This window comes from Blautia caccae, from assembly GCF_040095955.1.
Lineage (GTDB): Bacteria > Bacillota > Clostridia > Lachnospirales > Lachnospiraceae > Blautia > Blautia celeris.
This window is the reverse complement of sequence record NZ_JBBMFP010000014.1, coordinates 24607-38757: the sequence shown is the minus strand read 5'-3', so window position 1 is coordinate 38757 and position 14151 is coordinate 24607. Positions and strand designations below refer to the sequence as shown.

Here is a 14151-nt window from a genome sequence, read left to right as displayed (position 1 = left end):
TTGCCATAAAAACATGCTGAATCCACATCAGCTATCAAAAATAGAACCAAAACAGAACCACGCCTTACGTTCTGTCGCCCACGCACTGCTCTGCTGCAAACACTGACTGCCGTATCTTTTATTCTTTTACACAACAGAAAAACCCCGGAAACCTTACGGTTCCGGGGCATCTTATGCTTGGACACAATGTACCATACGGTACGAATCTATATTTAGATTTAATTACTCGATGATTGTAGCAACACGGCCTGAACCAACAGTACGTCCACCTTCACGGATAGCGAAAGTAAGACCCTGGCTCATAGCGATCGGGTGGATCAGCTCGATTGTCATCTCTACGTTATCACCAGGCATGCACATCTCTGTGCCTTCCGGTAAGTTGCAGACACCTGTAACGTCTGTTGTTCTGAAGTAGAACTGCGGACGATAGTTGTTGAAGAACGGTGTATGACGGCCACCCTCGTCTTTTGTCAGAACGTAAACCTGAGCTGTGAATTTTGTATGGCAGGTGATGGAACCTGGTTTAGCCAGAACCTGTCCTCTTTCAATCTCGTTTCTCTGAACACCACGAAGCAGTGCACCGATGTTATCACCAGCCTGAGCCTCGTCTAACAGTTTACGGAACATCTCGATACCTGTTACAACTACTTTACGTGTCTCTTCTTTCAGACCAACGATCTCAACTTCTTCAGATACGTGAAGAACACCAGCCTCTACTCTACCGGTAGCAACTGTACCACGACCTGTGATAGAGAATACGTCCTCTACAGGCATGATGAACGGTTTGTCTGTGTCACGCTGAGGATCCGGAATCCAGCTGTCAACTGCAGCCATCAGTTCCATGATCTTGTCGCCCCACTCGCTGCTGGGATCTTCCAGAGCTTTCAGAGCAGAACCCTGGATGATCGGTGTGTCATCGCCCGGGAAGTCATACTCGCTTAACAGCTCACGGATCTCCATGTCAACCAGCTCAAGCAGCTCTTCATCGTCAACCATATCACATTTGTTCATGAATACAACGATGTAAGGAACGCCTACCTGACGGGACAGAAGGATATGCTCTTTTGTCTGAGCCATAACACCATCAGTTGCAGCAACAACCAGGATAGCGCCATCCATCTGAGCAGCACCAGTGATCATGTTTTTAACGTAGTCAGCATGGCCTGGGCAGTCAACGTGTGCGTAATGTCTGTTTTCTGTTTCATATTCAACGTGAGCAGTAGAGATTGTGATACCACGTTCTCTCTCCTCCGGAGCTTTATCGATATTAGCGAAATCTACTGCTGCGTTACCTGCAACTCTCTCAGAAAGAGTTTTTGTGATAGCAGCTGTCAGAGTTGTTTTACCATGGTCAACGTGTCCGATGGTACCAATGTTACAATGCGGTTTGCTTCTTTCAAATTTAGCTTTTGCCATTTTGAATTTCCTCCTTATTCACATGCGCCCCGTCTGGGCAATTTTATTATTTTTTTGTTGCCTCATAACGAGGCGGTTGGAATATCAATATATTCAACCTGCTATCCTTGATTATATTGCAAATCAAGGATATTTGCAAGTTTTTAATTATTATTTTCCTGTTTTTACTGAAAGTACTTTTTCCTGTACGGATTTCGGAACCGGCTCGTATTTCTCGAAGAACATGGAGTAGTTACCACGGCCCTGTGTTCTGGAACGCAGGTCTGTTGCGTAACCGAACATCTCAGCCAGAGGAACGAATCCGCGGATCATCTTGCCTCCGCCGATATCATCCATACCCTCGATACGTCCACGACGGGAGTTGATATCACCGATAACATCACCCATGTAGTCTTCCGGAGTAGTAACCTCTACACGCATGATAGGCTCCAGGAGAACCGGTGCTGCCTTCGCCATAGCTTCCTTGAATGCAAGAGAACCTGCAATGTGGAATGCCATCTCGGAGGAGTCGACCTCATGGTAAGAACCATCATATACGTTTGCGTGGATACCAACAACCGGGAATCCTCCCAGGATACCAGCCTTCATAGCTTCCTCGATACCTTCGCCGACAGCCGGGATGTATTCCTTAGGAATAGCACCACCAACAACTGTGGATTCAAACTTGAACAGTTCTTCACCATTGGCATCCATAGGCTCGAATTTAACTTTACAGTGACCGTACTGTCCACGACCACCGGACTGTTTTGCGTACTTGCTGTCAACATCAGCGTTCTTGGTAAAGGTCTCTTTATAAGCAACCTGAGGAGCACCAACGTTAGCTTCTACCTTGAATTCACGAAGCAGACGGTCAACGATGATCTCCAGATGCAGCTCACCCATACCGGCGATGATTGTCTGACCTGTTTCTTTATCTGTATGCGCACGGAAGGTCGGGTCTTCTTCGGCAAGTTTTGCCAGAGCCTCACCCAGTTTGCCCTGTCCTGCTTTTGTCTTAGGCTCAATAGCCAGCTCGATAACAGGTTCCGGGAACTCCATGGATTCCAGGATTACCGGATGCTGGTCATCACAGATTGTATCACCTGTTGTGGTGAATTTGAATCCGATGGCAGCAGCGATATCGCCGGCGTAAACCTTATCCAGTTCCTGTCTCTTGTTAGCATGCATCTGCAGGATACGTCCAACACGCTCTTTTTTGCCTTTTGTTGCATTCAGCACATAAGAACCGGAGTTCATGGTACCGGAGTAAACTCTGAAGAATGCCAGCTTACCAACGAACGGGTCAGTCATGATCTTGAATGCCAGTGCTGCGAACGGTTCGTCGTCAGAAGAATGCTTCTCAACTTCGTTTCCGTCCATATCCTGACCTTTGATAGCCGGGATATCTGTAGGAGCAGGCATATATTCCAGAATGGCATCCAGTAATTTCTGAACACCTTTGTTTCTGTAAGCAGTACCACAGCATACAGGAATGGCTGCACATTCGCAGGTTCCTTTTCTCAGGGCTGCTTTCAGAGCTTCAACAGAAGGTTCTTCACCTTCCAGATATTCCATCATTAAGTCATCATCTAACTCGCAGATCTTCTCAACTAACTCTGTGTGATACAGTTCTGCGTCATCAGCCATATCCTCCGGGATATCTGTGATGGAAATGTCCTCGCCTTTTTCATCATTGTAGATGTAGGCTTTCATTTCAAACAGGTCGATGATTCCTTTGAATTCATCCTCTTTACCGATTGGGAGCTGAAGACAAATTGCATTTTTACCTAAACGAGTCTTAATCTGTTCTACGGCACCATAGAAATCTGCACCCAGGATATCCATCTTATTGATGAATGCCATACGTGGTACATTGTAGGTATCTGCCTGACGCCATACATTTTCAGACTGAGGCTCAACGCCGCCTTTTGCACAGAATACACCAACAGCACCGTCAAGTACACGTAAGGAACGCTCTACCTCTACGGTAAAGTCAACGTGACCTGGGGTATCGATGATATTGATACGATGTTCCAGTGCGCCTGGTTTGCTTTTACAGTTTTCCTGTAAAGTCCAGTGACAGGTGGTAGCGGCGGAAGTAATTGTGATACCTCTCTCCTGTTCCTGCTCCATCCAGTCCATGGTAGCAGTTCCTTCGTGAGTATCACCAATTTTATAATTAACACCAGTATAGTATAAGATACGCTCTGTAAGAGTGGTCTTACCGGCATCGATGTGAGCCATAATACCAATGTTTCTGGTTCTATCTAACGGATATTCTCTTCCAGCCAATGGATTTTCCTCCTCTAGAATCGATAGTGAGCAAATGCTTTATTTGCCTCAGCCATCTTATGCATGTCTTCTTTCTTCTTAACAGATGCACCTGTGTTATTCATAGCATCTAATAACTCATTAGCCAGTCTGTCCTCCATTGTCTTCTCTCCTCTTTTACGAGAATACAGAGTTAACCAACGAAGAGCTAATGCCTGACGTCTTTCCGGTCTAACCTCGATCGGCACCTGATAGGTAGCACCACCGATACGTCTGGCTTTTACTTCCAGAACCGGCATGATGTTGTTCATTGCTTCTTCAAAAACTTCGATTGCCGGTTTGCCGGCCTTTTCCTCCATTTTAGCGAACGCACCGTATACGATCTTCTGAGCTACACCCTTCTTACCATCTAACATAATGTTATTGACAAGTTTGGTAACCACTTTATTTCCGTATAACGGATCTGCTAAAACGTCTCTTTTTTGAGTATGTCCTTTACGTGGCACGTTACTTCCCTCCTTAATCATTATCAAAATTCGGACAACGGTCATTGCCCTTAACGATTAGATCATCGGTACTCACACAACTATTTTGTATGTCCGTACTCGGTAAATCCTATATAGAAACCCGCAGCCACAACCTGGGTCTATGGAATCCCGGTACAAAATCAGTCTTAATAGTTATATCTGTGACTTCAAATGATTCTAATTAATTATTTTTTCGGTCTCTTAGCGCCGTATTTAGAACGGGCCTGACGTCTGTTAGCAACGCCTGCGGTATCAAGTGTACCACGGATGATGTGGTATCTTGTACCTGGTAAGTCTTTTACCCTGCCGCCACGGATAAGAACAACACTATGTTCCTGAAGGTTATGTCCTTCACCTGGAATGTAGCTTGTTACCTCGATTCCGTTGGAAAGACGAACTCTGGCGATTTTTCTAAGAGCAGAGTTAGGCTTTTTCGGTGTAGCAGTTTTAACCGCTGTACACACACCCCTCTTCTGCGGAGAAGACATATCTGTGGTCTTCTTCTGTAAAGAGTTAAAACTCTTCTGAAGCGCCGGAGCTGTGGACTTCTTTACGGAAGTCTGACGTCCTTTTCTTACTAACTGATTGAATGTTGGCATTCCATTTCACCTCCTGTATTATTTCTCTTCTATATTATTATAGAAGAAATGAGTGGCTGCCAGTTATTCATTATCATGAATAAATGATTTTACGCGCAAAAAAACTGCGTCTCCATGCACGCTCTCTCATTATATCCATGGAAAATCGTGCTGTCAAGGAAATTTTTCAAAAAAATACAATTTTACGGGTATTTCTTCATTTTCAAACGCAGAATGCGCTCCACAGAGGCGTCGATTCTCGCTTCGCTCAAATCTCCCTCCTCCACGGCATCCAGCACACCATGGTAGGCGGCCCTGAAATCATCCGGCATCAGAAGCATGTCCGCACCGGCCAGAAGCGCTTTCACAGAAGCTTCAGCCGGACTGTACACCCCGGATACTGCCTTCATATTCAGGGCATCCGTGATAATAAGGCCGTCATATCCGTACTTGTCCCTGAGAAGTCCTGTCAGAACCTGCTCTGAGAGTGACGCGGGCGTATCATCCCCCAGGGATTTCGGTATGGAGATATGCCCTGCCATGATGAAATCAGGCTCTGCCTTGATTCCTTCCTGAAAAGGAACCAGTTCTTCTGCCTCCATCTCCTCCAGGGTCTTGTCCGTGTAAGCCCGCCCTTCATGGCTGTCCTCCACAGTGCCCCCATGCCCCGGAAAATGCTTCAGGCAGGCGGAGACTCCATTGTCCTGCAGCCCCTTAACCACCTGTGACGCCATAGCACCAACCAGACGGGGGTCTTCCCCAAAGGAACGGTTCCCTATAACAGTATTGCCAGAATTGGTAATTACATCCGCATCAGGAGCAAAATCTATATTAAATCCTAATTCTTTCAAATAGGATGCTAAGTTTTTTCCCACATCGTAGGCCCGGGAAGTATCCTTACTGTCCCCTATGGCCCGCATACTCTCATATCTGGTGACAGAGAAATTTTTGTTTCCCGCTACCCGGGACACTTCTCCGCCCTCCTCATCCACCCCCAGAAATACCGGAACCCCCGCAATCTCCTCCGCGTAGCTCTGGGTCTTTGACAGCATTTCCTTCAACTGATCCGGTCCCTGGATATTACGGGAAAAATATACGATCCCGCCCACAGGGTACTGCTCATAGGCTTTCTTTGTATCCTCACCGGCAACGGTAGCCGCATCCACCTGGGTGATGTCCTCAGGTGTGACAAAGAAAAGCTGCGCTGCCTTCTCCTCAAGGCTCATGCTCTTCACTTTATCCTTAACCTCACGGGAGATATCAGGTGATACATAGACCTGGGCCGGCCCTGTATCCGTCTCTTTGGGGTTCTCCTGTATCGTATCTGCCGCGTTTACAGACTCTTCCTCCTTTTCCCCGCTTTGGGTATGGGAGGCAGATGCTGTCTCTGTTCTCTGGTTTCCTGACTTTAAGGTAATGACGATCAAGACAATGGATAAAACGACGATGATGACTCCCATGGGAACCAGCATCCATAAAGGTGACTTTCTTTTTTTGTTCATACTTGTCCTCCTTTAAAAGACTGCATAACCTGAATATACAAAACCGCTCCTCCGGTCATTTTCCGGAAAAGCGGTCTTTTGTATGTTATAGCATTATTCTTCTGTCAGTTCGGCTTCCTCTTCCTCCTCGGAAAGTTCCACCTCATCAACCTCATCTGTCAGCTGAACAGCTTCCTCTTCATCCTCCGCCGGAAGTTCTTCCAGGGCTTCAGCAAGTTCAAGTTCATCCTCGTACTCCTCTTCATCCTCAGCCAGATCTGTATCCAGCTTAATGTTGGAGTAGCACTTCATGCCTGTTCCTGCAGGAATCAGTTTACCGATGATTACGTTCTCCTTCAGACCGATCAGCGGGTCGATCTTGCCCTTGATGGCAGCTTCTGTCAGAACCTTTGTGGTCTCCTGGAAGGAAGCTGCGGACAGGAAGGAGTTGGTCGCCAGGGATGCCTTGGTGATACCAAGCATAACCTGTTTTCCATCTGCCGGCTCTTTGCCCTCTTTGATCAGTCTCTCGTTCTCTTCCTCATAGTCCAGAACGTCAACCAGGGTTCCCGGCAGGAATTCTGTATCTCCGTTGTCCTCGATGCGAATCTTCTTCAGCATCTGGCGGACAATAACTTCAATATGCTTATCGTTGATCTCAACACCCTGCAGACGGTATACACGCTGTACTTCCTGGATCATATAATCCTGAACAGCGCGGACGCCCTTGATCTTCAGAATGTCATGGGGATTGACACTACCTTCTGTCAGCTCATCACCGGCCTCCAGATACTGTCCGTCCTGAACCTTGATACGGGAACCGTAAGGGATCAGGTAAGTCTTGGAGTTGCCGTCCTCATTGTCTGTGACGATGATCTCACGTTTCTTCTTTGTATCCTTCAGTGTGGCGACACCTTTAATCTCTGTGATGATGGCAAGACCTTTCGGCTTCCTTGCCTCAAAAAGCTCCTCCACACGGGGAAGACCCTGTGTGATATCGCCGCCGGCAACACCACCGGTATGGAAGGTACGCATGGTAAGCTGTGTACCTGGTTCACCGATAGACTGGGCTGCAATGATACCTACGGACTCACCCACCTGTACCGGCTCACCGGTTGCCATGTTGGCACCATAACACTTGGCGCAGACACCGATGTGGCATTTACATGTGAGGATCGTACGGATCTTAACGGAATCATATGGTTTCCCATTCTCTTTTACCCCTTCTTTTACCACACGTGCGGCACGTTTCGGAGTAATCATATGGTTTGCTTTGACGATCACTTCGCCTTTGGCGTTCTTGATGGTCTCGCAGGAGAAACGTCCTGTAATACGCTCCTGAAGGCTTTCAATCTCTTCCCTTCCGTCCATGAAGGCTTTCACCCACATACCCGGAATCTCGCCTTTGTCTTCACAGCAGTCCACCTGACGGACGATCAGATCCTGGGAAACGTCAACCAGACGTCTTGTCAGGTAACCGGAGTCAGCGGTACGCAGAGCTGTATCGGACAGACCTTTACGAGCACCATGGGCGGACATGAAGTATTCCAGTACGTCCAGACCTTCACGGAAATTGGACTTGATGGGCAGCTCGATGGTGTGACCTGTTGTATCGGCCATCAGACCACGCATACCGGCAAGCTGTTTGATCTGCTTATCGGAACCACGGGCACCGGAGTCAGCCATCATGAAGATGTTGTTGTACTTATCAAGTCCTGTCAGCAGGGCTTTGGTAAGCTCATCGTCAGTCTTCTTCCATGTCTCAACGACTTCTTTATATCTCTCTTCTTCCGTGATAAGACCACGTTTGAAGTTCTTGGTGATAAGGTCAACCGTATCCTGTGCCTTCTGGATCATCTCAGGTTTCTGAGGCGGCACAGTCATGTCGGAGATAGATACGGTCATGGCAGCTCTGGTTGAGTATTTGTATCCTGTGGCTTTGATCTTATCCAGCACCTCTGCGGTTCTGGTAGCGCCATGGGTATTGATTACTTTCTCCAGAATCTGTTTGAGCTGTTTCTTGCCTACCAGGAAGTCAACCTCCAGCTTCAGCTCATTGCCCGGAACGGAACGGTCCACAAAACCTAAATCCTGCGGAATGATCTCATTGAACAGGAAACGTCCCAGTGTGGAATCCACAATGTCTTCCAATACTGTGCCGTCCGGCTGGGTCTTGCTGCAGAGCACATGGATTCTGGTCTGCAGTGTGATATATCCGTTCTCATAAGCCAGAATGGCTTCGTTTACACTCTTGAAATACTTGCCTTCACCCTTAACGCCCGGTCTCTCCTGTGTCAGATAGTAGATACCGAGAACCATATCCTGTGAAGGAACAGCCACCGGACCACCGTCAGACGGTTTCAGCAGGTTGTTCGGAGACAGAAGCAGGAAACGGCACTCTGCCTGCGCCTCAACGGACAGAGGAAGATGAACCGCCATCTGGTCACCATCGAAGTCGGCGTTGAACGCGGTACATACAAGGGGATGCAGCTTGATTGCTTTACCCTCAACCAGAATAGGCTCAAATGCCTGGATACCCAGACGATGCAGGGTAGGAGCACGGTTTAACATGACCGGATGCTCTTTGATGACATCTTCCAGTACATCCCATACTTCCGGTTCCAGCTTCTCCACCATCTTCTTGGCATTCTTAATGTTGTGAGCAGTACCGTTGCTTACCAGCTCTTTCATAACGAAGGGCTTGAACAGCTCAATTGCCATCTCTTTCGGCAGACCGCACTGGAAGATTTTCAGTTCAGGTCCAACTACAATAACGGAACGGCCTGAGTAGTCAACTCGTTTACCCAGAAGGTTCTGACGGAAACGTCCTGATTTACCTTTCAGCATATCGGAAAGGGATTTCAGTGCACGGTTACCCGGTCCTGTGACCGGACGGCCGCGGCGTCCGTTGTCGATCAGGGCATCGACAGCTTCCTGAAGCATTCTCTTTTCATTGCGGACAATGATATCAGGAGCGCCCAGTTCAAGCAGTCTCTTCAGACGGTTATTTCTGTTGATGATCCTTCTATATAAATCATTTAAGTCAGATGTTGCGAAACGTCCGCCGTCTAACTGAACCATAGGACGAAGGTCCGGCGGAATGACAGGTACCACTGTCATGATCATCCACTCCGGACGGTTTCCGGATTCACGGAAGGCTTCCACAACCTCAAGACGTTTTACAATACGAGCACGCTTCTGTCCTGTGGAATCCTTAAGGCCGGCTTTCAGCTCCTTGGATTCTCTTTCCAGGTCAATGGCTTCCAGCAGTTCCATAATGGACTCCGCGCCCATTCCTACGCGGAACGCGCCGTCGCCGTATTTTTCTCTGGCATCCTGGAACTCTTTCTCTGTCAGTACCTGTTTGTACTGCAGCTCCGTGGTGCCTGCATCCAGAACAATATAGTTGGCAAAGTACAGAACTTTCTCCAGGGACCTTGGGGAAAGATCCAGGATCAGTCCCATTCTGGACGGGATACCCTTGAAGTACCAGATGTGGGAGACCGGTGCTGCCAGTTCAATATGGCCCATACGCTCCCTGCGGACACTGGCTTTTGTTACTTCAACGCCGCATCGGTCGCAGACAACGCCTTTATAACGGATCTTCTTGTATTTACCGCAGTGACATTCCCAGTCCTTGCTCGGTCCGAAAATCCTCTCGCAGAACAGGCCGTCTTTTTCCGGTTTCAGGGTTCTATAGTTAATGGTTTCCGGTTTTTTAACCTCGCCTCTGGACCAGTCCCGGATTTTCTCCGGGGACGCCAATCCGATTTTGATGGCATCAAAGGTCATTGGCTGATATGCCTCTTTATTTGCTGTTTCTGGCATTGTGGACTCCTTTCCTTACTCCTCGACAAGAGTATCATCATCTAAGCTCAAGAATGCTTCTTCATCCTCTTCCGGCTCATCCTCCACGTCTACTAATTCTTCACCCTCGAATTCCTGTTTTGAGAATCCGTAGTCTCCGTAATCTTCTTCGCCGCGGTGTTTGGAATCACCTTCAATGATGGAGCGCATATCTGTCTCGCCATAGTCGATATTCTCCATGATTTCCACTTCTGTCATGTCTTCTCTGAGGACTCTGACATCCAGACCCAAGGACTGCAGCTCCTTCAAAAGCACCTTGAAGGACTCCGGAATACCAGGCTCCGGAATATTGTCGCCCTTGATAATCGCTTCATAAGTTTTCACACGTCCGATCACATCATCGGATTTCACTGTCAGGATCTCCTGCAGTGTGTAGGAAGCACCATATGCCTCCAGTGCCCAAACCTCCATCTCTCCGAAACGCTGGCCGCCGAACTGAGCTTTACCACCCAGAGGCTGCTGTGTTACCAGGGAGTATGGGCCTGTGGAACGTGCGTGGATCTTATCATCTACCAGATGATGCAGCTTCAGGTAGTGCATGTGTCCGATGGTTACAGGGCTGTCAAAATATTCACCTGTACGTCCGTCACGGAGCCTTACTTTACCGTCACGGGAGATCGGCACGCCTTTCCACAGTTCTCTGTGAGCTCTGTTATCGTAAAGGAACTGTAAAACTTCCGGACGCAGCGTATCTTTATGCTTCGCCTCAAAGTCTTCCCATTCCATGTTCACATAATCATTTGCAAGATCCAGAGTATCCTGGATATCATTCTCGTTGGCACCGTCAAATACCGGTGTGGCAATGTTGAATCCAAGGGCTTTTGCTGCAAGACTCAGATGAATCTCCAGCACCTGTCCAATATTCATACGGGAAGGCACGCCCAGAGGGTTCAGTACGATGTCCAGTGCACGTCCGTTCGGGAGGAACGGCATATCCTCAACAGGAAGCACACGGGAAACAACACCCTTGTTACCATGACGGCCGGCCATCTTGTCACCAACAGAGATTTTTCTCTTCTGGGCAATATAGATACGGACTGCCTGATTTACGCCCGGAGACAGCTCATCGCCGTTCTCTCTCGTAAATACTTTTGCGTCCACAACGATACCGTACTCACCGTGAGGAACCTTCAGGGAAGTGTCACGCACTTCACGGGCCTTCTCACCGAAAATAGCACGGAGCAGTCTCTCCTCTGCAGTCAGCTCTGTCTCTCCCTTGGGAGTTACTTTGCCGACCAGGATATCACCTGCGCGGACTTCAGCACCGATACGGATAATACCGCGCTCGTCCAGGTCTTTTAACGCATCATCACCAACACCCGGAACATCACGTGTGATCTCTTCCGGCCCTAACTTTGTATCTCTGGCTTCCGCCTCATATTCTTCAATATGGACAGAAGTATAGACATCATCCTGTACCAGTCTTTCACTTAACAGGACGGCATCCTCGTAATTGTAACCTTCCCAGGTCATGAAGCCGATCAGCGGGTTCTTGCCCAGCGCCAGCTCACCGTTTGAGGTGGACGGACCGTCAGCGATCACCTGTCCTGCTTCCACATGCTCGCCTTTGGTCACGATAGGCCTCTGGTTGTAGCAGTTGCTCTGGTTACTTCTCATGAACTTGGTCAGGCGGTAAGTATCTTTTGTACCGTCATCATTGCGCATAACAATCTCTTTTGACGCTGCGCACTCTATGGTACCGGCTTTTTTCGCCACTACGCAGACGCCGGAGTCAACGGCTGCCTTCACTTCCATACCGGTTCCTACAACAGGAGCCTCTGTGGTGAGAAGAGGCACAGCCTGACGCTGCATGTTGGATCCCATCAGCGCACGGTTGGCATCGTCATTCTGCAGGAAGGGAATCAGGGCCGTAGCTACAGAGAACACCATCTTAGGAGACACGTCCATGTAGTCAAACATATTACGTTCATACTCCTGTGTTTCATCCAGATAACGTCCGGAAACGTTTTTATGGATAAAGTGTCCTTCTTCATCCAGCGGCTCATTGGCCTGTGCCACATGATAATTATCCTCTTCATCTGCTGTCATATAGACAACTTCATCTGTAACCCGCGGATTCTTCGGATCTGATTTGTCAATCTTACGGTACGGCGCTTCCACAAAACCGTACTGGTTGATCCTGGCATAGGATGCCAGGGAGTTGATCAGACCGATGTTAGGACCCTCAGGAGTCTCGATGGGGCACATTCTTCCGTAGTGGGAATAATGTACATCTCGAACCTCGAAACCTGCACGGTCTCGTGACAGACCGCCGGGGCCCAGTGCGGAAAGACGTCTCTTATGGGTCAGCTCACCCAGCGGGTTGTTCTGGTCCATGAACTGTGACAGCTGGGAGGAACCGAAGAATTCCTTCACGGCTGCTGTAACCGGTTTGATATTGATCAGGGACTGGGGAGAGATACCTTCCATATCCTGTGTTGTCATTCTCTCGCGAACCACACGCTCCAGTCTGGAAAGACCGATCCTGTACTGGTTCTGCAGCAATTCACCCACTGCACGGATACGTCTGTTGCCCAGATGGTCGATATCGTCATCATTGCCCAGACCATACTCCAGATGCATGTTATAGTTAATAGAAGCAAGGATATCTTCTTTTGTAATGTGCTTTGGAATCAGCTCATGGATCTCACGGCGGATTGCGTCCTTGATATCCTCAATATCCTCATTCTCTTCCAGGATCTTAGCCAGAACTGGATAGTAAACAAGTTCTGTCACTCCCACGGAAGAAGGATCAATGTCCACATAGTTGGTGATATCCACCATCATGCTTGAAAGGACTTTGATGTTGCGCTCTTCACCCTGAATCCATACATAAGGAACTGCCGCGTTCTGGATCTGGTCAGCCAGTTCTTTTGTTACAACTGTGCCGGCCTCTGCCATGATCTCACCTGTTGTGGTGTCCACAACCTCCTCAGCCAGCATATGGCCTGAGATACGGTTTCTCAGCAGTAACTTTTTGTTGAATTTGTAACGGCCTACTTTTGCCAGGTCGTAGCGTCTTGGGTCAAAGAACATGCTGGTGATCAGGCTCTCTGCGCTTTCCACAGCCAGCGGCTCACCCGGACGGATTTTCTTGTATAACTCCAGCAGACCTTCCTGATAACTCTCAGCAGTGTCTTTTGTAAAGCTGGCTAAAATCTTCGGTTCTTCACCGAATAACTCTATAATTTCTGCATTCGTGCCGATACCTAAAGCACGAATCAAAACTGTAATAGGGACTTTTCTAGTTCTGTCTACACGTACATAGAATACGTCATTGGAGTCGGTCTCATATTCCAGCCATGCACCCCTGTTCGGGATAACGGTACAGGAATAAAGGGTTTTGCCCAGTTTGTCGTGAGCGATAGCGTAGTAAATACCCGGAGAACGTACAAGCTGGCTGACAATAACTCGTTCAGCGCCGTTGATTACGAAGGTACCGGTTGCAGTCATTAACGGCAGATCACCCATGAATATTTCATGTTCACTGATTTCGTCATTCTCTCTGTTGTATAATTTTACCCTTACTTTCAGAGGAGCTGCAAAAGTAGCATCCCTCTCCTTGCATTCTTCGATGGAGTATTTTACCTCATCTTCACACAAAGTAAAGTCAACAAATTCCAAGCTCAATTTACCGCTGTAGTCGGCGATTGGAGAGATATCTTCAAAAACTTCTTTTAGACCTTCGTCCAGAAACCACTGGTAAGAGTCTTTCTGTACTTCAATGAGGTTCGGCATTTCCAGTACCTCTTTCTGGCGCTGGTAGGTCATTCTCATGCTCTTACCGGTTGTAATGGGACGGATTCTATTTTTCTCCATTGACGTTTCACCCCTTGTATGTTTTAATTTTATTATGCTTATACCTGAGCCCCCTGACCGAAAGTTTCCTTTAATAAGGTTAATTTCAATCATAAATAGAACGACAGGCATAACTTGCCATAATAGTGCATTTCTCACTATAACACACCCTGTCAAGCCTGTCAACCATTTTTTGTTAAAATATTTTCCCGCTTTTTGGGAACAATTGTCTTA

The 14151-nt window shown here is 47.9% G+C and carries 7 protein-coding genes; all 7 read right to left on the bottom strand.

Annotation, left to right across the window (positions count from 1 at the left end; genetic code table 11):
* Positions 1 to 222: 222 nt before the first annotated feature.
* Positions 223 to 1416: an elongation factor Tu gene (gene tuf / locus WMO65_RS15640; protein ID WP_033139946.1), complete on the bottom strand. Its 1194-nt coding sequence runs from the start codon at positions 1414 to 1416 to the stop codon at positions 223 to 225.
* 150 nt (positions 1417 to 1566) lie between these two features.
* Complete coding sequence (fusA, locus tag WMO65_RS15635) at positions 1567 to 3687, bottom strand: elongation factor G (protein ID WP_033139947.1); 2121 nt, start codon at positions 3685 to 3687, stop codon at positions 1567 to 1569.
* Positions 3688 to 3701: 14 nt separating this feature from the next.
* Positions 3702 to 4172, bottom strand: a complete 471-nt coding sequence (gene rpsG / locus WMO65_RS15630) for a 30S ribosomal protein S7 (RefSeq protein ID WP_206539809.1) — start codon at positions 4170 to 4172, stop codon at positions 3702 to 3704.
* 206 nt (positions 4173 to 4378) lie between these two features.
* A complete protein-coding gene (gene rpsL, locus WMO65_RS15625) occupies positions 4379 to 4792 on the bottom strand; it encodes a 30S ribosomal protein S12 (RefSeq protein ID WP_018596937.1) in 414 nt (137 codons plus the stop codon).
* Positions 4793 to 4974: 182 nt separating this feature from the next.
* On the bottom strand, positions 4975 to 6273 hold the full coding sequence (locus tag WMO65_RS15620; protein WP_103731423.1) for a glycoside hydrolase family 3 protein: 1299 nt from the start codon (positions 6271 to 6273) through the stop codon (positions 4975 to 4977).
* A 93-nt stretch (positions 6274 to 6366) separates the two neighbouring features.
* On the bottom strand, positions 6367 to 10080 hold the full coding sequence (gene rpoC / locus WMO65_RS15615) for a DNA-directed RNA polymerase subunit beta' (RefSeq protein ID WP_033139949.1): 3714 nt from the start codon (positions 10078 to 10080) through the stop codon (positions 6367 to 6369).
* 15 nt (positions 10081 to 10095) lie between these two features.
* A complete protein-coding gene (gene rpoB, locus WMO65_RS15610; protein ID WP_033139950.1) occupies positions 10096 to 13938 on the bottom strand; it encodes a DNA-directed RNA polymerase subunit beta in 3843 nt (1280 codons plus the stop codon).
* Positions 13939 to 14151: the final 213 nt, after the last annotated feature.

What these genes read in the sequence shown, in the direction of transcription:
- rpsL (WP_018596937.1), bottom strand. Translation starts at nt 4,792, where the DNA reads ATGCCAACATTCAATCAGTTAGTAAGAAAAGGACGTCAGACTTCCGTA.
- tuf (WP_033139946.1), bottom strand. Translation starts at nt 1,416, where the DNA reads ATGGCAAAAGCTAAATTTGAAAGAAGCAAACCGCATTGTAACATTGGT.
- rpoB (WP_033139950.1), bottom strand. Translation starts at nt 13,938, where the DNA reads ATGGAGAAAAATAGAATCCGTCCCATTACAACCGGTAAGAGCATGAGA.
- rpoC (WP_033139949.1), bottom strand. Translation starts at nt 10,080, where the DNA reads ATGCCAGAAACAGCAAATAAAGAGGCATATCAGCCAATGACCTTTGAT.
- WMO65_RS15620 (WP_103731423.1), bottom strand. Translation starts at nt 6,273, where the DNA reads ATGAACAAAAAAAGAAAGTCACCTTTATGGATGCTGGTTCCCATGGGA.